Raw genomic sequence first — 22,550 nt, forward strand, 5'->3', positions numbered from 1 at the left:
CACTTCTCTGTCGAACGTTGCCCAAAGCCTCTCGGCCGGGCCCCGGTCGCGTCGTCGTGCAGGTGCAGGCTCTGAATACGAAAATTGCAGTACGGCTCACGCTTCGGCGGGCGTCTCCGTGGCGGCGCGGGCCGGGCCGGGCGTGCGCAGCATCGTCAGCAGCCCGGGGAAGCGTTGCTCCACGTCGTCGTAGCGGAGCGTCACCAGCCGCCGGATGCCGTCGACCCGTGTGCGGATCAGGCCGGCGTCGCGCAGCACCTTGATGTGGTGCGACAGCGTTGATTTGCCGATGGTGACGCCGGTGTCTCTGAGGACGTCACTGCCGCACGTCCAGTCCCCGGCGGCGTCGAGGGCGCGGACGAACGTGAGCCGCACCGGATCGGCCAGTGCGCTGAGCACCACGTCGATCGTCACGGTCTCGATGGCGGGTTCGATCACCTCGGTCACGGGACGAGCCTAGCCAGATCTTGCGCAAAGTTCGACCGTCGTCGTACTGTTCGACGCAGATCGAACAGGGGGCAATCATGAAGGCGATCGTCTACCGCGAGAACGGCGACCCCGGCGTACTCCAGCTCGTCGAGCGTGACCGGCCCGCGCCCGGGCCCGGCGAGGTCCGCGTCAGGGTCGCCGTTTCCGGGGTCAACCCGACCGACTGGCAGGCCCGTTCCGGCCTCGCCCACCGCAAGCTGTTCACTGAGATGACCCCGCACCTCGACGGCGCCGGTGTGATCGACGCCGTCGGTGAGGGCGTGGACCCAGGCCGGATCGGCCGGCGTGTCTGGTTGTTCATGGCCGCGGCGGGTCGGCCCACCGGCACCGCCGCCGAGTTCACCGTCGTACCCGCCGATCAGGCCGTGCCGCTGCCCGACGCGGTCAGTTTCGACGTCGGCGCCTCACTCGGCGTACCCGCGCTCACCGCACACCGTGCACTCACGGTGACCGAGGACGGACCCCGCCGCCTGCACCCCGGCGCCCTCGACGGCAAGGTGGTGCTCGCCGCGGGCGGGGCCGGCGCGGTCGGGCACGCGGTGATCCAGCTCGCCCGCTGGGCCGGCGCCACCGTGATCAGCACGGTCAGTGGCGCGGAGAAGGCGAAACTGGCCACCGCGGCCGGAGCCCACCACACCGTCAACTATCGCGAGGGCGACCCGTCCGCCGCGATCCGTGCGTTCGCCCCGGACGGCGTCGACATCGTCGCCGAGGTGGCGCTGGGTGCGAACCTGGCTCTGGACCTGGTGGTGCTGCGCACCCGCGGCACGATCGCGACGTACGCCAACGAGGGTGGACACGCGGTCGAGCTGAACGTGGGGCAGAACAGGTGCTGAACACGCGCCTGCAGTTCCTGGTGCTCTACACGGCCGGCCCGCAGGCGCGCGCCGCAGCCGTCGAAGACGTCGCCGCCGCGATCCGAGACGGCGCCCTGCCGGTCGGCGAGGAACACGGCCTGCCGCTGCTCCGCTTCCCGCTGCACCGCACCGCCGACGCCCACCGATCAGTGGAGAACGGAGCGGTCGGCAAGGTCCTGGTGGACCTCATGCTCTGAAGTAGGGTCGCTTTGTGGATGGCGCTGAACTTGTCGGCGTGCAGAAGACGCTCACGCCTGTTCTCAAGGCCAAAGCCCTGGACAACCGCCTGCCGGACCCGATCCTCGGTGACCAGTACGCCGAGCGGGTGATGCGCCGGCTCGATCCCGGCTACGACCGAGGCCGCGGCGCTACGCAGCTGGGCCTCGTCGCCGTGATCCGGAGTCTGGCCCACGACACCTGGGCCCGGGGCTTTCTCGCCGATCATCCCGACGCGGTCGTGCTGCACCTGGGCTGCGGCCTCGATGCCCGGGTCCACCGGATCGACCCGCCGGCCACCGTCGACTGGTTCGACCTGGACTATCCGGCCGTCATCGAGTTGCGGAAACAGTTGCTGCCGCCGCGTGAGCACTACGTTCAGCTCGGCACCAGCGTCACCGATCTGGCCTGGCTGGACCGCATTCCCCGCGACCGCCCGCTGCTCCTGATCGCCGAGGGGCTGGTGCCCTATCTGACCGAGGCCGACGTCCGGCGGCTGCTCACCACCGTCGTCGACGCCTTTCCCAGTGGGCAGCTGCAGTTCGACACGGTGCCGGTCTGGGCGTGGCGCACCTCGCGCTGGGATCCCACGCTGCGCCGGTACGACGCCCAGTTCCACTGCGGATTCGACGACCCGGCGGCGCTGGCCCAGCGGCATCCGCGGCTGGAATTCGTCGACGAGGCGCCGATGTACGACGCGGCACTGCTGAAGGCCAAGGCGCCCGCGACCGTCCGCCGCATCTACCGGCTGCTCACCCTGCTGCCGGGTCTGAAACGCTCGACGCGAATCGTGCGGTTCAGGTTCTCACCACGGAGGTCGTCCGGTGCCCTTACCTCCTGACAATCACGTGCACAGTGAGTGGTCGTGGGACACGGCGGTGGGCGACATGGAACAGACCTGCGTCCGAGCCGTGGAGCTCGGTCTCCCGGCGATCGCTTTCACCGAGCACCTCGACCACACCGTGTGGCGTGTCGCGCTGGAAGGCCCGTACGTCATGGACAACCTCACCGCGCTGGCCGACGCAGACGGGCTGTTGACGCCGCCTGCCTTTGATGCCGCCGGATATCTGGAGGCGATCGAGCGTTGCCGGGAGAAGTTCCCGCAGCTGCGCGTCCTCAGTGGTCTGGAGCTGGGGGAGCCGCATCGCCACGCCGCTCAGATCGCGCAGGTGCTGGCTGCAGGCCAATTCGACCGGTTGCTCGGCTCGCTGCACACCTTGCCGGACCAAGGCGCCTTCGCCGAACCCTGGGGCATCTTCCCGCACCGGGACCCCCACGACGTGCTGCGCGCCTATCTCGCCGAGGTCGCCGCGATGGTGTCGACCGGCGAGACGTTCTCCGTGCTGGCCCACATCGACTATCCGGTCCGCTTCTGGCCGGCCGAGCACGCCGGCCCCTTCGACCCCGCCGCCTTCGAGGACGAGTTCCGGCATGCGCTGCGGCTGACCGCGCAGTCCGGCCGGGCGCTGGAGGTCAACACCCGGCTGCCGCTGCACGCGACGGTGCTGACCTGGTGGCATGAGGAGGGTGGCGACGCCATCACCTTCGGCAGTGACGCCCACCTGCCGGCCCTGGTCGGACACGGCTTCGCCGAGGCCGCGCAGATGGCCGAGGCGCACGGCTTCAGACCCGGTGGAAGCCCTTACGGCCTGTGGGGACGGATCGATTGACTCGACCGTTCCGGCGGGGCCTCCGCGGTGAGTCCCGTCTGGTTGGATGGGTCCCCGGACGACATGCGGGTGCGCCGGATCGATCAGTGCGGCACCCGGCCGCCAGCGGGACACGCACGCTGACGGCCGGGCCTTCCTGATCTGCGCCCCCGTTCGTCGACCTCGCAGATAAGGATTGAGATCAGGATGAACCCCCGCGGAGCCGGTGCCTCCCGCGAGACTGCGCCCGATTTCCCGGCCCTCGGCGTAACCGCAGGTCACGGGCGTACCGCGCGGGGTCCTGTGCAGGACTTCCCGCATGAGCACGTGACGGCATGAGCGGTCCGGGGTCCGCCAAGCGGGAGCTGAGAGACCGTTTCGCCCAGCTCTACCAGGCCGCCGGCAAGCCGCTGTACGCGACGGTGGCCAGGCACACCCGGTTCAACCTGGAGGAGGCCGGGGCGCCGGCCGCGAACATCGACAAACAGCGGGTCTCGAGCTGGCTCTCCGCGGCCAACCCGACGACCCCGGACACCTTCGCCAAGCTGCGGGCGTTCGTCGCCGCGCTCACCGAGCTGATCGGGAAGCGGCAGGCCACCGCGCCGGCCTGGAGCGAGCAGGACTGGCGGGCGCTGTGGGAACGGGCCCGCCGGCGCCAGCAAGCCGAGCCTGGCGCGTACCCCGGCCGTCGCCGGACCGGTGACCGGCCGCCGGAGCGGGCCCGCTGGGTCCTCCCGCCGGACACGCTGGCCTTCACCGGCCGCACGGCCGAGCTCGACCAGATCATCGCGGCCGCCACCGGCGGCGTGGTGTCGATCCACGCCATCGACGGGATGCCCGGCGTCGGGAAGACGGCGCTCGCCGTGCACGCGGCCCACCTGCTCGCGGACCGCTTCCCGGGCGGCCGGATCTTCCTCGACCTGCACGCGCACACACCCGGCCAGCGGCCGGCCGATCCGGCCGACGCGCTGGCCACCTTGCTGACCGCCGACGGGGTCGACCCGCGGTACGTGCCGGAGTCGCTGGACGGCCGGGCCGCGCTGTGGCGGGACCGGTCGGCGGCCAAGCGGATCCTGCTGGTGATCGACAATGCGGCCGGCAGCGACCAGGTCAATCCGCTGCTGCCCGGCAACCCGGAGTGCGCCGTACTGGTCACCAGCCGGCGCCGGCTCGGCGACCTGCCCGGACGGACCCGTCACCTCGCGCTGGGCCTGTTGCCGCTGGAGCAGGCCCGGACGATGTTCCTGCACCAGGCGCCGCGGGCCGGCACCGAGCCGCTGGCCGCGGTCGACGAGGTGGTCACGCTGGCCGGCCGGCTGCCGCTGGCGATCTCCCTGCTGGCGAAGGTCTACACCGCACACGCCACCTGGACCCTGGCCGACCTGCGGGCCGAGATCAACGCCCGGCTGCTGACGCTGACCGCCGAGCACGCCACCGTCGCGGCCGCCTTCGACCTGTCCTACGACACTCTGCCGGCCGACCGGCAGGACTTCCTGCTGCACCTGGCGCTGCATCCGGGCATCGACGTCGACCCGTACGCGGCCGCCGTGCTCGCCGGGTGTGCGCCCGACCAGGCCGTGGACCAGCTCGACGCGCTGCACCGGGAGAACCTGCTCATCGAGGTCGGCTACCGCCGGTACGGGCTGCACGACCTGATCCGCAGCTACGCGAAGGCCCGCTCCCGTGACCTGCCGGAGCCGGAGCGGCGCGACACCCGGGACAGGTTGCTGGACTACTACCAGCACACCGCCACGGTCGCCGGTGGTTACCTGCTGCCGTACACCCAGCCGCAGCCTCCTGAACTCACTGTGACCTGGGACGGACCCGAGCTGACGGGCAGCGTACGGGCGCTGAGCTGGGCCCGGGCCGAGCGCGCCAACCTGCTGGCCGCCCTGGCCGGCGCCCGGGCCGACGATCCGGCCCGTTTCGTCGGGCTGGCCGCCGGCCTGACCGGTCTGCTGCGGATGGACGGCCCCTGGGCCGATACCCTGGCGATGCACCAGGCCGCGGCGACAGTCGCGCAGGACCGCGACGATCCCTGGGCGCAGGCGTACGCCCTGGTCTGTCTCGCGGACACGCAGCGCCTGCGCAGCGACTACGACAGCGCCGTCGAGGCCCTGCAGCGTGCCCTCGACCTCTACCGCCGGCTGGGCTCCCGGGGCGGCGAGGCCAACGCCCTGCTGCAACTCGGCATGGTGCGGTACTCCGTCGGCGATCACCCGAGCGCGGTGCCGCCGCTGCAGGACGCCCTCGATCGCTATGTGGAGCTGGACGACCGCCGGGGCGAGGCCAACGCGCTGCTGCAACTGGGCATCGTGCGGTACATGGGCTCCGACCTGTCCGGCGCGGTTGATCTGCTGAACCGGTCGCTGCGCCGCTCGCGCGAGCTGAACGACCTGCCGGGAACGTCGTCGGTGCTGACGGTCCTGGGTTACGTGCACCGGATCCGCGGCGACTACCCGGCCGCCGAGGCAGCGCTGACCGAGGCGCTGCCGCAGTGCCGCGAGCTGGGCGACCGGCTGCGGGAGTCGAGTGCGCTCAACCACCTGGGCGCCGTGCTGCACCGCACCGGGGACCGGGCCGGCGCGGCGGACGCGCTCGCCCTCGCCGTCGAACGCAGCCGGGAGGTCGGCAGCCGACTGGGCGTGGCCACGGGGCTGGTCTTCCTCGGGACTCTGCGCCGCGAGAACGGCGACCCCGCGGCCGCGATCGAGACCCTGACGGAAGCCATCGACCTGGTCCGCGACCTCGGCGTACGCGGCGGCGAGGCGGAGGCGCTCAACGAGCTGGGGGCCGCGTACCGGGATCTCGGTGAGCTGGACCGGGCCGCGGAGCATCACCGGCAGGCGCTCGGCCTGGCCCAGGAGATCGACAGTGCCATCGACGAGGCCCAGTCGTACGCCGGGCTGGGCCGCACCGAGCTGGCGGCGGACCGCCCGGCCGCCGCGGCGGAGCACCTGCGCACCGCGCTCGCCCTGTTCGCCAAGGTCGGCACGGGCGAGGCCGCGGAAGTGGCCGCCGAGCTCGAACGGCTCGAGTCCCGATAGCGCCGACGCCCGGGCCGGCCCGTTCGAGGGCGGCCCGGGCGTCGGATCAGCTCACGAGGCGGTGCAGGTGGGCGAGGCGCCGACGGCGCTGCCGGTGCCCTGGAAGCCGAACTCCACCGACTGTCCAGCGGCGACCCGCCCGTTGTAACTGACGTTGGAGAACTGCACGGCGCCGCTGGTGCCGGAGTTGGTGGCGTTCCAGCCGCTGGTCACGGTGGCGCCGCTGGGCAGGTTCAGGCCGACGGTCCAGCCGTTGATCGGTGCGGACCCGACGGTGACGCGCACGGTGGCGACGAACCCGCCGTTCCAGGAGTTGAGCGACACCGCGGCCGAGCATCCGGCCGGGACCGGCGGCGAGCTGGCCGAGGCCGACGGCGAGACCGGGGGCACCGACGGCGAGACCGGCGGCGAGGAGACCGGCGGTGAGCTCGGCGAGGTCGTGGTGCCCCGGCCCTTGTTGAGCTCTTCGAGGACAGCCGTGTAGGCGGCCTTCTTCTGGTAGTTGCCGTTGCTCCCGGTGAACAGCAGGCCACGCTCGGAGGCGCGCCACGACTCGCTGTCGGAGATGCCCCAGACCGTGATGCCCGTGCACCGCGCGACGTTCAAACAGGCCCGGACGACCTTGCGGTAGTTCTCCGCCTGCCCCTGGCCGATGTCGTTGTTGCTGAGGTCGTCGTCGATGTCCAGCTCACTGAGGTGCACCTCGACGCCGAGGTCGGCGAAGCGCTGGATGTTGGCCTGCAGGTCGGCGGTGATGATGCTGTTCGGGTTGTCGTTGAAGTGGCTCTGGAACCCGACGCAGTCGATCAGCTTGCTCGACCCCTGGCTGTACGCCCGCACGATGTCGTACAGCGCGTCGGACTTCCTGTTGCGGCCGCCGCCCTGGACCGTCAGACCCTCGACGTCGTAGTCGTTGATGCAGAGCTTGGTGCTCAGCCCGTTCTGCTGGACGACCTGCTTGGCCCGGGTGAAGGAGTCCCGGATGTAGTCGGTGTCGGTCGCGTCGAAGTAATCGCCGTCGCCGTTGGCGTCGCGGTCCAGGGTGTGCGGCCACTGGCTGCGGCGCGTCCCGGCGTTGTTGTCGGCCAGGGACTCGTTCACGACGTCCCAGTAGGCGATCTTGCTGCCCCAACGCGTCAGCGCGTTGCCGATGTACGTGTTGAGCGTCGACTGGTTGGCGCCCTGCAACTGCCCGGCCTGCGAGTACCAGACCATGGTGTGGCCGCGTACCACCATGTTGTTGGACTGGGCGAAGTTGACCAGCGTGTCCGCGTTGCCGGTGTTGCGCAGCGTGCCGTTGGCGTTGGCGATCGCGTCCGGCTTCATGTCGTTCTCGGGGGTGAGCTGGCCGAACTCGCTGGAGAAGAAGGAGTTCAGTTTGCCGGGACCCGCGGCGGCGCCGAAGAACAGGCCGGCCTCGGCGGCGGCGGCCCGCAGGGTGCTGGCGGCTGCTTCAGCGGTGCCGGTGGACTGCACGGTCACGATGCCACCGACCAGAAGAACCGCTGCGCCCATCGCCGCAAGTTTCGGTCTACTTCCGGCCCGTCCAAGTACGCTACTCACGAGGTTTCCTCCTTGTTTCGACCCGGTAAGCCTCAGCCAAATATCGGGAGCTGTCAATCAGAAGTTGCTGATAGTGGATCTTGAGGCGCCGAAACTTCCGGGGATGTGGAGGTCGCTCGACCGGGTGAGCGCCGCGCCCGGCAGCCGTCCATCCGGGACATTCCTCTCTACGGTGATCTTCTTGTCCCGTGCCGAGGAGATGCCGTGAAACGTCGTTACCTGGCGGTCGCTGTGATCGCCGCGATCAGCGCCACCGCCGGCCAGATCCCGCTCCCGGATCCGGCCGCCGCGACGACGCCCGACGCCTGGGGGCAGGCCGCGGCCCACGCGACCGGCGACTACTACAACCCGGGCGAGACCCGGCTGACCCCCGCGACCGCCGGCAAGCTCAAGCCACGCTGGAACGTCCCGCTGGCCACCGCGAAGTGCGCTGCCCCGGCCGCGTCCCTGGTCGGCGCGAATCGGCTGATCACCGCGGCAGCGTACCGGATCAGCGGCTATGACGCGACCACGGGCGCGCTGGCCTGGCGGACGCCGGCCACCACCAGGAAGACGAGCATCAGCCTCGCCGCGATCGTCGGGACCAGGCTCGTCGCCCAGTCCCGGGACTGCCGCTCCGGCAAGACCTATCTGAGCGCCCACGACGTGACCACCGGCAAGGTCCTCTACAGCAAGCGGATCCCGGAAACCATGTACGGCCTGCTCGTCGACAAGGGCATCGTGGTCGGCAGCGTGTGGGACGCGCCGATCAGCAAGTACGGCATCCGGGCGTACCGCATCGCCGACGGCTCCCGGGTCTGGGCGCGACAGGGCTCGATCGCCGGGGAGACAGTGGCGGCCGGCGGCAAGATCCTCGTGGTCGGCGACGACTCGACCACGGCGGTCGACGTCACGACCGGCAAAACGGTGTGGCCGGCCGACGCGGGTTGTCACACCCCGATCGGCGCGTCACCCGACGGCTCGGCGTTCTACATGCGATGCGATCCGGACGAGCGGATCCGCAGCGTCAACGCGTCCACCGGAGCCGTGCTGAAGACCTTCCCGAGCCACGGCTCTACCTTCGGCTTCGCCACTGATGCTGAGCGGATCTACCTGCACACCTTCTCCAACGAGCTGATCGCCGTCGACGCGAAGGACGGCCGCCGGGTCTGGACGGCCACCTTCACCGAGGACGCCCCCATCACGTTCGCGATCGGCGGGGGAGTGGTGTACGGCTGGCGGGACACCGGTCACCCGCTGGCGGCGTTCGAGACGCGTACCGGAAAACCGATCACGCTGGACGCGAAGACCTCGGCATTGCAGGGCGCACCGATGGTGGCCAACGGCCGGCTGTACGGCCGGACCGGGTCGACGGTGACCGCGTACGCGCCCTGAGTCAGCGGCCTCCGGCCGCCGTGACGGTGTAGGCCTCGCCGTCCACCGCGAAGGGAAAGCCGAAGTAGGTGTAGCCGATGTTGTAGAGGGTGCCCTGCTCCCCGGCGGCGGTCTCGTCGGTGAAGGTGATGCGCAGTGTGGCCGTGTACGACTCGCCGGGCTGCAGACTCGGGTTGCCGTCGGCGTACCACCAGTAGTAGCTGTTGCTCGGGCCTGACACGGGCGTCCACTGGTCGCCGTCGAGGCGTTCGACGATGACCTGGTCGTTGCCGGCACGGTAGAAAGCAAGGCCCGGGCGCAGAATCGAGTACGCCAGCGGCGTCGTGTTGGTCAGCGACATCGTCACGACGGTGGGCGTGCCGACCTGGAGCTGACCGGACCAGCCGGTGATGTCAGCCCGCGGCTCGACCAGGGAGATCCGGTCGGCCCTGCGGTCGGTCGCGAACACGACGCCGTCACCGTCCAGCGCCTCGGTGGCCACGCGAACCGTCATCCTGTCGACGTGCGGCGCGCTGTCGGTGGGCCGGGTGGAGATGCGCAGCTGGATGGTGGCGGTGGCGTCCGCATCGACCGCGGTCAGCGCGGGCGTGGTGGCCACCAGGGCATTGCCGCGGACCTCGTAGTTCAGCGGGCGGTACTGCGTGCCGAACTGATAGCTGAGCACCAGCGTGGAGTCGAGCGGCCGCAGGTCACTGCCCGAGACCGGGGTGACGGTCATCCGCAGCGCGACACTCGACCGCGCGGTGCCGCCGGTGTTGACGACCTCGACCGGAACATCGGCGGCGGTGAGCCCGGCGCCGACCACGGCCGGCGGGGCGAAGGAGATGTGAGGTGACGCGGCCGCGGCGGCCGGAGCGATGGGCAGCGCCACGGCCCCGGCGAGCAGCAGGGACGTCGTGGTGGCGCGCAGGACGGCAAGACGCATGTCGCAATACCCCCGTGTCGTGACAGATCTCCCGGACACCATAGCGGTCCCGGTCGATACGTGCGGTCCCGGCGGCCTAGGGTGTGCTTTCGATGTCACCGACGAGGTGGCGGGCGCCTTGACGGACGGCGGCCCAGTCGGTCGCCGGTGTGCGGCCGAGGTTCCTGGTGAGCCACTGTGCACGGTCCTGGTGTTCCTGCTGCAGCGTGTCGAGGTCAAGATCGACGCCGGGTGGTCCGCCGCGGCGTCGGAGCTCCTGGATCCGCTGGTGCATGGCGGTCATCAGCTCGCGGTCGAGCGTGTGCACCGCCTCGACGTAGGCCTCCGTCGGGACACTGCACCGCTGAGTGAAGCCGATCTCGCCGTCGTCAACGTGCCGCCAGTCCAGGGTGATCTCGTCGCGGTCGCCGTCGACGGTTCGCCAGAGCCTCAGGTCGGGAGGGTTGCGCAGGTAACCGAAGTCGAGGTGGTGGCCGCTGTGCCAGTTCACGGCGGTGACCACCGGGTGATCCGGGCCGTCGTCCACCTCGGGAATGAAGTCGAGCGGATCACACGCCCACTGCGCCGAATCGGTGGCGATGAAGGACTGCAGGTCGTCGGGCACCGCCTCCAGGACGTCGGGGGTGAGGACATTGACGTCCTCCCAGAGCCGGGCCAGGTAGTAGTCGACGCATGGATGCGGCTGCCCGCCGACCTCCAGCCAGTACCGGCCTTCCGTAAGCCCGAACCAGTGCAGCGACGGCCGATCGCCGCCCCACGGCGACACCTCGTCCAGCGGGCAAAGACGGAAACCGAACCTGATCATCGGACAAGTCTGCCGGGCGCCCAGGTGCTGGTGGATCGTGGCCTCTCGTACCGCTGACACAATGGTCCTCGTGGCTTACGGAGTGGTGCTGCGGCCGGACGCGGAGACCTCGCGGTCGTTGATCGAGCTGTCGCACGCGATCGGGGACGGTCACGAGCCGCTCATGCTGCTCGGTGAGAAAGCACCCCCGCACCTCTCGGTCCTGCACATGGACTGCGCCGAGGACCAGACAGCCGGCATCGTCGCCGCGACCGCATCCCACCGAGGCCGGATCTTCCGGGCGACCATCATCGGCCTGCTGTACTCGGTGGTTCCTCCTGGCGACTACTACGTCCCGACCGGCGGCTACTACTTCGGCCTGGAGATGGTCCGGAGTCCGGAGCTGAACGCCCTGCACCAGGAGTTCCTGGGTCTCGGCCATCCGCCGCTGGGTCTGGTGGACCGGGACTACCGCCCCCACATCACCCTGGGCATGACCGCCGGGCCACCTTCCCGACCGCCTTTCGAAAGGATCCCCACCGGGGTCGTCCAGCTGACGATGTCCAGCGGCCCGGTGGGGCCCTTCGGAACCTTCCCCGACCTCATCGACCCAGCAGGCGCCAGGTCTGGTTGAGCGGGCTCGCTTGACCCACGGGCTTGCAGGTCCACTGGTGGACGACGGCGCGCGCCGCGGTGGACACACCACTGACGTCCACGCACTTGCCGCTGTGCCGGGCCACGAGCTGGTAGTCGTGCGCGTCGTTGCCCGCGTAGCTGACCCGCCGCAGAGTGAACTGCTGGTTCAGCCCGCCGCTGAGGCAGGTCCACTGCTGCACGGCGGCGCCGTCGGCGGTTGATACTCCGCTGACGTCGAGGCATTTGCCGCTCTGCTGGTTGACGACCGTGTAGGTGTCGGCCACACCGGACACCGGGCGGAAGTTCCACTGCTGCTGGGTGCCGCCGTCGCAGGGGTACTGCTGCTGCTGGTTGCCGTCGGTGGTCCGCTGGTCGGTGTTGTCGAGGCACATCCCGCTGTGCTGGGCTACGGCGGTGCTCTGGAAGCCCGCCGTGCTGGTGGGCGGCAGGAGCGTGATGGTGTACGCGTCGGTGACGGTGTTGTTGGCGATGGTCACGGTGGTCGCGTTGCCGTTGAGGGTGACGTTCTGGTCCTGCACGGTGGTGGGTCCGGTGACCGCGCCGCCGTTGTTGTGCGGGATGCGTTGCACCTGCACGCGGACCTGGTTGTTGGTCACGATGCCGGTGGTGGTGTTCAGTCCTTGCAGGTTGACCGCGATGTTGCCGGTGGTGCGCCCGCCGCCGACGAGGATCTTGGCGTTGCCGTCGGCCTTGGTGGCGTACGCGTCGTACCCGGCGGACGCCGTGGTGGACACACCGGTGCCGGTCTGTCCGGCGTAGAACCGGTAGACCCACCACTCGCCCTTGGGCTGGTACTGCCCGGCCGAGTTGTGGGTGAGCAGGTTGCCCAGGTCGTTGTGCAGGTTGCCGCCGCTGGCCCAGTTGGCGCGCAGCCCGTCGGCGCCGGCGCGTTCCAGCCGGGTGATGTACCAGGCGCCGTCGCCGGGGTTCTGTTCGTCGCCGGCGCCGTACTCGTTGATCTGGTACGGCCGGCTGTGCGGAATGCCGCGGGAGCCGAGCGAGGAGTTCGCGGCGGCCACGTTGGCCACCGGGTCACCGGGCAGGGAGTGCCAGCTGAAGATGTCCGGCACCGCGTTGTTGGCCTTGACGTAGTCCAGGTACTGGCCCCACCAGCCGCCGCTGGTCGAGGGGACGCCGGCCAGGCTCGGCCCGACGATCAGGGTGCCGGGCATGTCGGCGCGCAGCCGCTGGTAGGTGCGCCGCCAGAGTTCGAAGTACTGGGCCTGGGTGCGGTTCCAGAAGATGGAGAGGTTGGGTTCGTTCCAGATGTCCCACTGGACCGGCACCCCGGTGGCTTTGACGTCGGTGATGACGCGGCTGAGGAAGTTGTCGTAGTCGGTCCAGTTGCCGTTGTCGCCGGGGAACCGGGGGATGCCCGCGCCGTCGGCGCCCCACAGGTCGTGCGGCAGCAGGATGAACGTGCCGCCCAGGGCTTTGGTGCGCAGCATCTGGGCGCGGGTGGCGTTCCATCGGCGGTCGTATCCGCCGCCTTGCCAGCCGCCGCCGGGCAGCTGGGCGCCGCCGGCCCGCATGGCCTGGTATTTGATGTCGGTGAAGAAGTTGTCCGGTGGTGCGGTGCCGTTCTCGGTCATGCCGTAGATCCAGCCGGACGCCCGGTAGGTCGGCGCGGCCGTGGTGGTAGCGAAGTTCACGCTGATGCTCTGGTCGTCGGCGCGGGCCGGGGCCGGTGCGGCGAGAACGCCGGCGGCGGCCAGCGCACCGGCCAGGAGCCGGCCGATGCGGGTACGCGTGGGGGATGCAGGTCTCACGGTGCCTCCGGAGGGGGAGAAGGGCAGCAGGGATCGCGGGAGGAGCCGGCGGCTCGTCCCGGGGGAGTGGACGGTTCAGCTGGTGCGGGCGGGTCCGGTGCTGTCGCGCAGTGAGATGGGTGGCGCGAGCAGCAGGTGACGCGGCGGGCTGGCGGGCGCGGCGATCCGTTCGAGGAGCAGCTCGACGGCGTGCGAGCCCATCTCGAGGGTGGGGACGTCGGCGGCGGTGAGCTGGGGGCGGAAGCCCTCGGCCCAGTGCCGGGCGGCGACCCCGGCGATGGACAGGTCGCGCGGGACGGCGACGTTCAGCCGCTCGATGCCGCGCTGGAGGCCGGGCAGGGCCGCCTCGTTGATGGTCGTGATGGCGGTGACTTCCGGGTGGCGTTCGCGCAGCTGCTCGAACCATTCCTCGCCGGCGGCCGGGTCGTCGGCGCACGGCTGCTCGATCCCGGTCAGGCCGCGCTGGAGCACGGCCTCGGCGAAGCTCGCCTGGGCCCGGTGGGCCGGGCCGTAACCGGCGGCGACCAGTTCGGGCGACCGGTTGAGCAGGGCGATGTTGCGGTGGCCGAGGTCGGCCAGGTGGTGCACGCAGCGGGCCACGAGCGCGGCGTAGTCGACGTCGACCCAGCAGGTGCCGTGCGGGTGGGCGGTGTGGCCGATAGTGACGAACGGCAGCTCTCTCTGCTGGAGCGTGGTGACGCGTTCGTCCTCCAGCCGGATCTCCATGAGGATGACCCCGTCGACCCGGCGGCCGGAGACCAGGCGCTCGAACGAGCGGTCGTGGTCGCCGCCGGACGGCGACAGCAGCACGTCCAGGTCGGCGTGGGCCGCGGCCTCGACGACGCTGGCCACGAAGCCGAGCTGCATGTCGGTCAGGCGCAGGCTGGCCGGCGGGATGACCAGCCCGAGGGTACGGGTCCGGCCCTCCTTCAGGGCCCGGGCGGCGGCGTTGGGCCGGTAACCGATCTCGTCGATGACGGCCTGGATCCGCTGCTTGGTCTCCGTGCTCACCGATCGGCGCCCGCTCAGCGCGTACGACACGGTGCTGCGGGACACCCCGGCCCTTCGGGCGATCTCCCCAATGTTCATGAGCACCTGATCCTATCGATGTCGAATCGGTTCGCGGCTGACGCTAGGCAGCGACATCCAGCGATGTCAATAGGATGCCGCCGCGATGAACGAGATGTTTCAGAAAGCGACAATACCGTCCGGTGGAGGTGTTGACCGCGCGGTGGCGGAGTCCTACTGTCGGCGAACCGAGTAGTCGAACCGATTCGAATGCCTGTCGTTCCCGTTGCCGCATTCAGGAGTTGTCCGACATGAGAACCTCGACCATCAGCCGCCGGGCTGCCGGCTGCGCGTTGCTCGCCATCACTCTGGCCGCGCTCGCCGGCGCCTGCTCCGACTCCGGCTCTCCGTCGTCCGGCGCGTCGGCCAAGGAGTACACGATCTGGGACCCGTACCCGCAGTTCGACACCGGCTCCGACTGGGTGAAGCTGCTGACGGCCTGCGGCACCGACGCCGGGGTGACGATCAAGCGGACCGGCTACGACACCACCGACCTGACCAACAAGGCCCTGCTGGCCGCACAGCAGGGCAACTCGCCGGACGTCCTGATCGTCGACAACCCGGTGGTGTCGACGCTGGCCGAGGCGGGCGTCCTCACCACCACCGCGGACACCAAGATCGACACCTCTGCCGCGGAGCCGAACCTGCTGGCCGCCGGGCAGCTGGGCGGTCAGACGTACGGGATGCCGATCGGGGCCAACACCCTGGCCCTGTACTACAACAAGAAGGTCCTGGACGCCGCCGGAGTCGATCCGGCCCAGGTCAAGGACTGGGCCTCGCTGACCGCCGCGCTGGCCAAGGTCAAGGCGGCCGGCAAGAAGAGCATCACGTTCTCGGCCATCGGCACCGAGGAGGGCAGCTTCCAGTTCCTGCCCTGGTTCTGGGGCTCCGGCGCGAACCTGACCCAGCTGGACTCGCCGCAGGCCGTCGCCGCCCTCACCTTGTGGACCGACTGGCTGAAGCAGGGCTACGCCCCCAACTCCGTCATCAACAACACCCAGACCACCAGCTGGCAGGAGTTCGCCAGCGGCGACTATGCGTTCGCCGAGAACGGCACGTGGCAGCTGGCCAACGCCGAGAAAGCCGGCTTCGAGTACGGGATCATCCCCATCCCGTCCAATGCCGGCGGAACCGCCCCGGCGCCCACCGGCGGTGAGTTCGTCACCGCACCCGTGCAGAGCGACACCGGCCGGTACGCCGTCGCGGCCAAGCTCATCGCCTGCCTGACCAGCGCCGACAACGCGTACACGACGGACACGACGCTCTCCTACATTGCGGCCACCGACGCCGTGCAGGCCAAGCAGGTGGCCGCGACCCCCGCGCTGAAGGTGTGGGTCGAGGCGGTCGACGCGGCCAAGGGCCGCACCAGCGACAACCTCGGCACCAAGTACCCGAAGATCTCCGAGCCGATGTGGGGCGCGTTCCAATCCGCCCTCAGCGGGAGCAAGTCCCCGCAGGACGCGCTGAAGGCGGCACAGGCCACCGCTGCCGCGGCCACCAAGTGACATGGCCGCACCGGTGAAGGAACGCCTGCGCGCGCAGGCGGCGGCGGAACAGCCCGACCGGGCCGCGCGGCGCCGGGGCAGAGTGGAGCAGTGGTGGGCGTGGGCGTTCGCCGCGCCGGTCGTGCTCTACCTCGGCGCGTTCTACGCCTACCCGCTCTATCGCAACCTCGATCTGAGCCTGCGCGCCTACACCGTGCGCTCCTTCGTGCAGGGCGGGGCGCCCTTCAGCGGGCTGGACAACTACCGCACTGTGGCCGCCGACCCGACGTTCCTGCCCGCGCTGACGCACACCGTCGTCTTCACCGTGGTGTGCCTGGTGTTCCAGTTCTCGATCGGCATGGCGCTGGCGCTGTTCTTCCGCCAGAACTTCCCGCTTTCCGCGACGCTGCGCGCCCTGTTCCTCGTACCGTGGCTGTTGCCGTTGATCGTCTCCGCCTCGAGCTGGTCCTGGATGCTCAACAGCGATTCCGGGATCGTCAACGCCGCCCTGGGGGTGTTCGGGGCGGGGCCGGTCAACTGGCTGACCGACCCGCGGTGGGCACTGGTCAGCGTGATCATCGCCAACATCTGGATCGGTGTCCCGTTCAACCTGGTGGTGCTCTACAGCGGTCTGCAGGCGGTCCCGGCGGAGATCCACGAGGCGGCCGCGCTGGACGGCGCCTCCGGATGGCAACGCTTCTGGCGGGTCACGTTCCCGCTGCTGCGTCCCGTCTCGGCCATCACGATCCTGCTCGGCCTCGTCTACACGCTGAAGGTCTTCGACATCATCTGGATCATGACCCGGGGTGGTCCGGCCGACGCCTCCGCCACCTTCGCCACCTGGTCGTACCGGCTGGGCTTCGGCAGCGCGCTGCCCCGGTTCGGCCCGGGCGCGGCGGTCGGCAACCTGCTGATCGTGATGGCGCTGGTGTGCGGCCTGGTCTACATCCGGATGCAGCGCAGGCAGGCGGTATGAGCAGAGCGCTGAAGACGGTCGCCGGCCTGGTGCTGACCGCCGTCATGCTGTTCCCGGTCTACTGGATGATCAACGTGTCCTTCACCCGGGACACCGACATGCGCGCCGACCCGCCGCACCTGTTCCCGTTCGACGGCACGCTGGAGGGCTACCGCGCGGTCCTGGACCAGCAGTTGCCGTACCTGGGCACCAGCCTGCTGATCGGGGTGGGCACGGTGGCGGTGACGCTCGCGCTGTCCGCGCCGGCCGGATACTCGCTGGCCAAGCTGCGTCCCCGGGGCGGCGGCGCGCTCAGCTTCGTCCTGCTGATCGCCCAGATGATCCCCGGCATCATCATGGCGATGGGCTTCTACGCCATCTACCTGCGCGCCGGCGTGCTGAACTCGGTCGGCGGGCTGATCCTGGCCGACTCGACCATCGCCGTACCGTTCGGGGTGCTGATCTTCGCCGCCTTCATGGCCGGCATCCCGGCCGAGCTCACCGACGCCGCGATGATCGACGGCGCCTCCCGATGGCGCACGTTCCGCTCGGTGATCCTGCCGGTCAGCCGCAACGCGATCGTCACCGTGAGCCTGTTCGCCTTCCTGTGGGCCTGGTCGGACTTCGTGTTCGCCGCGACCCTCGACGGCGGTGGCAACCACCAGCCCATCACGCTGGGCATCTACCACTACATCGGCAACAACAACCAGCAGTGGAACGCGATCATGGCCACCGCGGTGGTCGCCTCCGTTCCCGCCACCGTGCTGCTCATCCTGGCGCAGCGTTACGTGGCCGCCGGCGTCACCGCCGGTGCGGTCAAAGACTGAGCAAACACCGGCGAAAGGCACCCATGTCCGTGGTCACCACCTTTTCCGTACGGGACATCCCGTTCAGCCACCGGGAGTCCTGGTTCGACATCTCCCCGGTCATCGCCGAGCAGACATACGCCGAGGATCTGCACCTGGTCTCCCACCGGTCCGGGATGCACGCGGTGCTGCGTTTCGAGGCCCGTAGCGAGGGGGAGCGCGTCGACGCGCCGGTCTCGGCCACCCCGTCCCGGCTGCGCTGGGAACACCCCTCCGGCCACGTCGACCTGGTCTACGAGAACGCCGACACGATCCGGTTGCGCGGCACCGGGCTGGGCCTGCGCATCGCGGTCGCGGCAGCGTCCCTGACCCCGTTCTCCGGCACCTACCTGTACCGCGATCCGCGGGACGGCGCGTACGTGTTCACCTCCTATGCCACCGGCCACCGGTACCGGATCACGGTGCTCTCCGGCGACCCGGCCGCCGCCGGCGCCGAACTGCTCGGCACCGGCGACCGGCACCTGGACCTGCCCGGCGGCCCGGCCTGGGAGCTGGCCATCGAGGAGTACGCGACCAGCCGCGACCCCTACCGCCCGGCCGCGACCTTCGACGAGGTGGCCCGCGACACCGCTGACGCGTTCGGCCGGTACGTCGATGCCGTTGCCCCGTGGCGCGACGCCCGCACCCCGGCCGCCGAACTCGCCACGTACGTGTTGTGGTCGGCCACCGTGGCGCCCGGCGGGTTCCTCGGCCGCCCGGCCGTGCTGATGTCCAAGCACTGGATGGACAAGGTGTGGAGCTGGGACCACTGCTTCACCGCGCTGGCCCTGGCCGCCGGCGATCCCGGGCTGGCCTGGGACCAGTTCCACATCCCGTTCGACCACCAGGACCCGACCGGCGCGCTGCCGGACTCGGTGACCCATTCCGAGGTGCTCTACAACTTCGTCAAACCACCCATCCACGGCTGGGCGTTGCGCGGCCTGCGGCAGGAGCTGCCGCCGCTCGACCGGGAGCAAGTGGCGCAGACCTACCGGCGGCTGAGCGACTGGACCTCGTTCTGGCTCACCCAGCGCCGGGTGCCCGGGCATCCGTTGCCGCACTACCAGCACGGCAACGACAGCGGCTGGGACAACGCGACCACCTTCGACGCGGGCCGGGTGCTGGAGACCGCCGATCTCACGGCGTTCCTGATCATTCAGCTGCGGGAGCTGAGCAGTCTCGCCGCCGAGCTCGGTGATGCCGGGGCGGCGGGGCACTGGACGGCCACCGCGGAGCAGCTGAAGACCGCGTTGCTGTCGACCCTGTGGGACGGCAGCCGGTTCCTGGCCCGTGATCCCCGTACCGGTGCGACCTCGGACAGCACCAGCCTGCTCGCGCTCATGCCCATCGCCCTCGGCGCCGACCTGCCGGCGGAGATCCGCACGGCCCTGGCCGCGGGCCTCAAGGCCCACCTCACTCCGCACGGGCTGGCCACCGAGCCGCTCGACTCGCCCCGGTACGCCGCTGACGGATACTGGCGCGGCCCTATCTGGGCTCCCGCCACCCTGCTGATCGAGGACGGCCTGCGGCGGGCCGGGCACGACGAGCTGGCCGACGACATCAGCAGCCGCTTCCGCGAACTGTGCGAGACGTCGGGCTTCGCCGAGAACTTCGACGCCGGAACGGGAGCCGGTCTGCGCGATCGGGCGTACACCTGGACCGCCGCCGTGTACCTGATCCTCGCCGCTCGAATGACCTAGCCGGCCGCCGCGGCACGCTGGTAGCGCTCCGCCAGCTTGGCCAGGACGGCCACCAGTTCGGGCGCGTCGGCCACGGTGAAGTCGGCGTCGAGCATGCCCAGGTACAGCGCGAGCATCTCGGGGCGGTCCGAGCCGGGGAGAAGGCGCACCGCTGGTCGCCGAGTTCCTCTATGTCCACCGGGATCGGCAGGCGGCTGCGGACGTGCTCCGCCGAGGCTTCGACGACCACGCGAGCCCGGTACCGCCACGTCGCCTCACCCACCCCGCGGGAGATCCGGGCCATGAGCTCCGGGTCCGGCGGCAGCGACCGCGGCGTGAAACGCGGTCCGGTCGGTGTACGGGGGTCCATCCGGTCCACCCGGAACGTCCGCCAGTCGTCGCGGTCCAGGTCCCAGGCCACCAGATACCACCGCCCCCGGTGGTGGACCAGCCGATAGGGCTCCACCGACCGCCGCGCCGCGCAGCCCGCGTGCGTCCGATAGTCGAAGGCCAGCCGATGATGGTCCCGGCACGCGCCGGCGATGGCGGTCAGCACGTCGGGGTCGACAGCGGACCCCGAGGACGGCATCACCACCGTCGCGGCCTGGAAGGCGCTGATCCGGTGCCGGAGCCGCGACGGCAGGATCTGTTGCAGCTTGGCCAGCGCGCGCACCGACGTCTCCCCGATCCCGGTGACGCTCGCCGCCGTACGCAGCCCCACCGCGACCGCGACCACTTCGTCGTCGTCGAGCAGCAGCGGGGGCAGCGCACCACCGGACCCGAGCCGGTATCCGCCGGCCACTCCGGGCCGGGCGTTCACCGGATATCCCAGGGCCCGCAGTCGTTCCACGTCGTTGCGCACCGTACGGGTGGTGACGCCGAGCCGGCCGGCCAGCTCGGTACTGGTCCAGTCCGGACGGATCTGAAGCAGCGACAACAGGCGTAGCAGCCGCGCGGAGGTTTCCAGCATTCTTCGATTGTGACCGCGAACTAGGAACGAGGCTTTCCGCTATTCGTCCTAGCGTGGCCGGCATGGACATCGAGCCCTTCCGCATCGCGATCCCCGACGCCGACCTCGACGAACTGCACCGCCGGCTGACTGGCGCCCGCTGGCCCGCCGAGCTCCCCGGCACCGGGTGGACGCGTGGCATTCCCCTCGGCCACCTCCGTGAGCTCGCCGACCACTGGCGCACCGGGTTCGACTGGCGCGCGCAGGAGGCCCGGCTCAACGCGTTCCCGCAGTTCACCACCGAGATCGACGGCCAGCGCATCCACTTCCTGCACGTCCGCTCGGAGCGGGCCGACGCCACCCCGCTGCTGATCACGCACGGCTACCCGAGCAGCGTCGCCGAGTTCCTCGACCTGATCGGGCCGCTCGCCGACGACTTCCACCTGGTGATCCCGTCGCTGCCGGGCTACGCGTTCTCCACCCCGCTGGCCGGCACCGGCTGGACCATGGCCCGCACCGCCCGGGCCTGGGCCGAGCTGATGCGGCGGCTCGGCTACCCGCGGTACGGCGTCCACGGCGGTGATGTCGGGGCCGGCATCTCGGGCCTGCTGGCCGGCCTCGACGCCGAGCACGTGCTCGGCCTGCATGTCGTGACGGACCCGTGGACGGCGGCCGCGACCGCGACGTTCATCCCGGGTATGGCCGAGCGGCTCGACCCGGGCGACCCGGTCGACCAGCTCATCAAGGACCGGATGGACGCGTTCCGGACGGACGGCTCCGGCTATCTCTCGATCATGAACAGCCGCCCGCAGACCATCGGGTACGGCCTGACCGACTCACCGGTGCTCCAGCTCGCCTGGATCGCCGAGAAGTTCGAGGAGTGGACCGACCTGCCGATCGACCGGGACCAGCTGCTCACCACGGTCAGCCTGTACTGGTTCACCGGCTCCGGGGTCAGCGCCGCGCACACCCTCTACGACCAGGCGCACTCGTCGGACTGGGGCACCCCGCCCGGCGTACCGCAGGGTTTCGCGGTCTTCGGCTCGGACCAGACGGTGCGCAAGCTGATCCCGGCGCCGGCCGGCGCGCACTGGACCGAGCACGAGCGCGGCCGGCATTTCCCGGCTATGGAGGCCCCGGCCGAGCTGGCCGCGGACCTGCGCGCGTTCTTCGGTCCCCTCACGTGATGGAGGTCCTGAGCCGGCGCGAGCTCAACCGGGCCACCCTGGCCCGCCAGCACCTGCTGGAGCGGGCACCGGCCGGGGCGCTCGACATGATCGAGCACCTGGCCGGGATGCAGGCCCAGGCGCCGCTCGCCCCGTACGTCGGCCTCTGGACCCGGCTGCGCGACTTCGCCCCGGACGAGTTGTCCACGTTGACCGAGCAGCGGAAGGTGGTGCGGATCCACGTGATGCGCACCACCGTGCACCTGGTCAGCGCGCGCGACGCCCTGGACTGGCGGCTGCTGTTCGATCCGCCGCTGGACAAGGTGTTCCGCGGCGACTACGACCGGGCGGCCCTTGCGCGCCGGGCGGCGACCCTGCTGGAGGAACGACCGCGGACCCGCGCCGAGCTCAGCCGCCTGCTCGCCGGGGACTGGCCGGACGCCGACCCGGCCTCCCTGGCCTATTCGGCCACGAACTCCCTCGCCCTCTGCCAGGTGCCGCCGCGCGGGATGTGGGGCCGCACTGGTCCGGCCGCGTGGGCCCAGGTGGAGACGTGGCTCGGCGCGAAGCTGCGATCCGTACCGGTGGACGGTCTGGTGCTGCGCTACCTGGGCGCCTTCGGCCCGGCGAGCGTCCCCGACATTCAGATGTGGTCGGGCCTGACGCGTCTGCGCGAGGTCGTCGAACGCCTTGGCCTGCGCACCTTCCGCGCCGAGTCCGGCGACACGCTCTACGACCTGCCGGACGCACCGCGCCCCGGCGGGGACGTGCCGGCCCCTGTGCGCTTCCTGCCCGAGTACGACAATCTGCTGCTCTCGCACAAGGACCGCTCCCGGATCATCCCGCACAACCGTCCGGTGCCGCTCCCGGCCGGCAACGGCGCCACCACCGGCACGGTCCTCATCGACGGCCGGTGGCAGGGGATCTGGCGGCTCCACCGCCGGGTCCTGAAGATCAACCCCTTCACCGCGATCCCGTACGCCGAGCGCGAGTCCCTGCTGACCGAGGCCGAGCGCCTCACCGCGTTCCTGTCACCCGGCGCGACCTGCGACATCGTCGTCGAAGCGTGAGAGG

The 22,550-nt window shown here is 70.6% G+C and carries 17 protein-coding genes and 2 pseudogenes; 12 read left to right on the plus strand and 7 right to left on the minus strand.

All coding sequences use genetic code 11. From position 1 onward, the window contains the following. Positions 1 to 96 precede the first annotated feature (96 nt). Complete coding sequence (locus ACQP2Y_RS15185; protein WP_433728538.1) at positions 97 to 447, minus strand: ArsR/SmtB family transcription factor; 351 nt, start codon at positions 445 to 447, stop codon at positions 97 to 99. Between the two features lie 77 nt (positions 448 to 524). Between ACQP2Y_RS15185 and ACQP2Y_RS15190 the strand changes: the two are divergent. The 4 genes and pseudogenes from ACQP2Y_RS15190 (at position 525) to ACQP2Y_RS15205 (ending at position 6,258) form a co-directional block, all read left to right on the plus strand. Continuing rightward, positions 525 to 1,543: pseudogene (locus ACQP2Y_RS15190) on the plus strand (NADPH:quinone reductase). Positions 1,544 to 1,557: 14 nt separating this feature from the next. Then, positions 1,558 to 2,403 (plus strand): class I SAM-dependent methyltransferase, encoded by an 846-nt coding sequence (locus ACQP2Y_RS15195; protein WP_433728540.1) that lies wholly within the window; start codon positions 1,558 to 1,560, stop codon positions 2,401 to 2,403. A gap of 46 nt (positions 2,404 to 2,449) precedes the next feature. Then, positions 2,450 to 3,232: a PHP domain-containing protein gene (locus tag ACQP2Y_RS15200; RefSeq protein ID WP_433728542.1), complete on the plus strand. Its 783-nt coding sequence runs from the start codon at positions 2,450 to 2,452 to the stop codon at positions 3,230 to 3,232. Positions 3,233 to 3,546: 314 nt separating this feature from the next. Beyond that, the gene (locus tag ACQP2Y_RS15205) at positions 3,547 to 6,258 is read left to right on the plus strand and encodes a tetratricopeptide repeat protein (RefSeq protein WP_433728545.1); all 2,712 of its coding nucleotides are present in this window, start codon (positions 3,547 to 3,549) and stop codon (positions 6,256 to 6,258) included. 51 nt (positions 6,259 to 6,309) lie between these two features. Here ACQP2Y_RS15205 and ACQP2Y_RS15210 read toward each other — a convergent pair whose 3' ends face one another. Further along, positions 6,310 to 7,773, minus strand: coding sequence for an endo-1,4-beta-xylanase (locus tag ACQP2Y_RS15210; protein ID WP_433728548.1), 1,464 nt, complete (start codon positions 7,771 to 7,773; stop codon positions 6,310 to 6,312). Positions 7,774 to 8,025: 252 nt separating this feature from the next. Here ACQP2Y_RS15210 and ACQP2Y_RS15215 point away from each other — a divergent pair, with 252 nt between their 5' ends. Beyond that, positions 8,026 to 9,195, plus strand: coding sequence for a PQQ-binding-like beta-propeller repeat protein (locus ACQP2Y_RS15215; protein WP_433728551.1), 1,170 nt, complete (start codon positions 8,026 to 8,028; stop codon positions 9,193 to 9,195). A 1-nt stretch (position 9,196) separates the two neighbouring features. Here ACQP2Y_RS15215 and ACQP2Y_RS15220 read toward each other — a convergent pair whose 3' ends face one another. After that, complete coding sequence (locus ACQP2Y_RS15220; protein WP_433728553.1) at positions 9,197 to 10,120, minus strand: hypothetical protein; 924 nt, start codon at positions 10,118 to 10,120, stop codon at positions 9,197 to 9,199. Positions 10,121 to 10,196: 76 nt separating this feature from the next. Next, positions 10,197 to 10,925 (minus strand): DUF5984 family protein, encoded by a 729-nt coding sequence (locus tag ACQP2Y_RS15225; RefSeq protein WP_433728555.1) that lies wholly within the window; start codon positions 10,923 to 10,925, stop codon positions 10,197 to 10,199. Between the two features lie 70 nt (positions 10,926 to 10,995). Between ACQP2Y_RS15225 and ACQP2Y_RS15230 the strand changes: the two genes are divergently transcribed. Then, positions 10,996 to 11,538 (plus strand): hypothetical protein, encoded by a 543-nt coding sequence (locus ACQP2Y_RS15230; protein ID WP_433728557.1) that lies wholly within the window; start codon positions 10,996 to 10,998, stop codon positions 11,536 to 11,538. Here the strand turns inward: ACQP2Y_RS15230 and ACQP2Y_RS15235 are convergent. Beyond that, entirely contained in the window at positions 11,507 to 13,330 is a 1,824-nt protein-coding gene (locus tag ACQP2Y_RS15235) for an RICIN domain-containing protein (RefSeq protein WP_433728560.1), read from the minus strand. The two genes, ACQP2Y_RS15230 and ACQP2Y_RS15235, sit on opposite strands and share 32 nt — an antisense overlap. 75 nt (positions 13,331 to 13,405) lie before the next feature. After that, positions 13,406 to 14,419, minus strand: coding sequence for a LacI family DNA-binding transcriptional regulator (locus ACQP2Y_RS15240; protein WP_433728562.1), 1,014 nt, complete (start codon positions 14,417 to 14,419; stop codon positions 13,406 to 13,408). Positions 14,420 to 14,649: 230 nt separating this feature from the next. On the opposite strand from ACQP2Y_RS15240, the gene ACQP2Y_RS15245 reads away from it, so the two are divergent. The 4 genes from ACQP2Y_RS15245 to ACQP2Y_RS15260 are packed head-to-tail and all read left to right on the plus strand — an operon-like array spanning position 14,650 to position 19,382. Further along, positions 14,650 to 15,903: a sugar ABC transporter substrate-binding protein gene (locus ACQP2Y_RS15245; RefSeq protein WP_433728565.1), complete on the plus strand. Its 1,254-nt coding sequence runs from the start codon at positions 14,650 to 14,652 to the stop codon at positions 15,901 to 15,903. A gap of 1 nt (position 15,904) precedes the next feature. Next, on the plus strand, positions 15,905 to 16,858 hold the full coding sequence (locus ACQP2Y_RS15250) for a carbohydrate ABC transporter permease (RefSeq protein WP_433728567.1): 954 nt from the start codon (positions 15,905 to 15,907) through the stop codon (positions 16,856 to 16,858). Beyond that, positions 16,855 to 17,664: a carbohydrate ABC transporter permease gene (locus ACQP2Y_RS15255; protein WP_433728569.1), complete on the plus strand. Its 810-nt coding sequence runs from the start codon at positions 16,855 to 16,857 to the stop codon at positions 17,662 to 17,664. The genes ACQP2Y_RS15250 and ACQP2Y_RS15255 overlap by 4 nt, the downstream gene beginning before the upstream one ends. A 23-nt stretch (positions 17,665 to 17,687) precedes the next feature. Then, positions 17,688 to 19,382: an amylo-alpha-1,6-glucosidase gene (locus ACQP2Y_RS15260; protein WP_433728571.1), complete on the plus strand. Its 1,695-nt coding sequence runs from the start codon at positions 17,688 to 17,690 to the stop codon at positions 19,380 to 19,382. On the opposite strand, the pseudogene ACQP2Y_RS15265 reads toward ACQP2Y_RS15260, so the two are convergent. Next, a pseudogene (locus tag ACQP2Y_RS15265) lies at positions 19,379 to 20,331 on the minus strand (helix-turn-helix transcriptional regulator). The gene ACQP2Y_RS15260 and the pseudogene ACQP2Y_RS15265 sit on opposite strands and share 4 nt — an antisense overlap. A 62-nt stretch (positions 20,332 to 20,393) precedes the next feature. Between ACQP2Y_RS15265 and ACQP2Y_RS15270 the strand changes: the two are divergent. Together ACQP2Y_RS15270 and ACQP2Y_RS15275 are read left to right on the plus strand one after the other, a co-directional pair. Then, entirely contained in the window at positions 20,394 to 21,497 is a 1,104-nt protein-coding gene (locus ACQP2Y_RS15270; protein ID WP_433728573.1) for an epoxide hydrolase family protein, read from the plus strand. Next, positions 21,497 to 22,546 carry a winged helix DNA-binding domain-containing protein gene (locus ACQP2Y_RS15275; protein WP_433728575.1) on the plus strand — a complete coding sequence of 350 codons (1,050 nt, stop codon included), beginning with the start codon at positions 21,497 to 21,499 and terminating at the stop codon, positions 22,544 to 22,546. The genes ACQP2Y_RS15270 and ACQP2Y_RS15275 overlap by 1 nt, the downstream gene beginning before the upstream one ends. Positions 22,547 to 22,550 lie beyond the last annotated feature (4 nt).

The sequence above is a fragment of the Actinoplanes sp. CA-051413 genome (genome assembly GCF_050955795.1).
Taxonomy (GTDB): Bacteria; Actinomycetota; Actinomycetes; order Mycobacteriales; family Micromonosporaceae; genus Actinoplanes.